Annotated in this window: 1 protein-coding gene; it reads left to right on the top strand. The window is 48.7% G+C overall.

Translation table 11 applies throughout. From position 1 onward, the window contains the following. A partial coding sequence (locus tag H8K52_RS20695; protein ID WP_186924800.1) for a transposase occupies positions 1-427 on the top strand: 427 nt, incomplete at both ends.

Genomic DNA, 427 nt, shown 5'->3' with positions numbered 1-427 from the left:
AGTCGCCTGATTCGCGCCAGAACAGCTTTATGCAATGAAATACGCGGCCTGTTAGGTGAGTTTGGTATTGTGATTGCGCTAGGGGTATCGCAGGTTCGGCAAGCTTTGCCTATGTTGTTAGAGAATTTCGATGGCAAACTCAATGCGCGTTTTTTACAGTTATTGCGTGAGTTGGCAGAAGAACTCAGAGAAGTCGACGATCGCGTGAAGGCGCATGATCAACGTATCGCAGCAGCAGTGAAATCAGATGAACGTATTCAACGATTAATGGCAATCGAAGGTTTTGGTCCGATTTCGGCTAGCGCCTTAGTCGCAGCAGTGGGTGATGCAACACAATTCTCTAGTGGTCGCGATATGGCGGCATGGTTAGGTCTGGTGCCGCGACAGAACTCAAGTGGAGGCAAAGAAAGACTCGGGCATATTAGTA

Origin of the sequence: Affinundibacterium seohonense, from assembly GCF_014284305.1 — a bacterium.
GTDB classification, from domain to species: Bacteria; Pseudomonadota; Gammaproteobacteria; order Burkholderiales; family Burkholderiaceae_D; genus Undibacterium; species Undibacterium seohonense.
The sequence above is the reverse complement of the archived record's forward strand: the minus strand, read 5'-3'. Positions and strand labels throughout refer to the sequence as shown.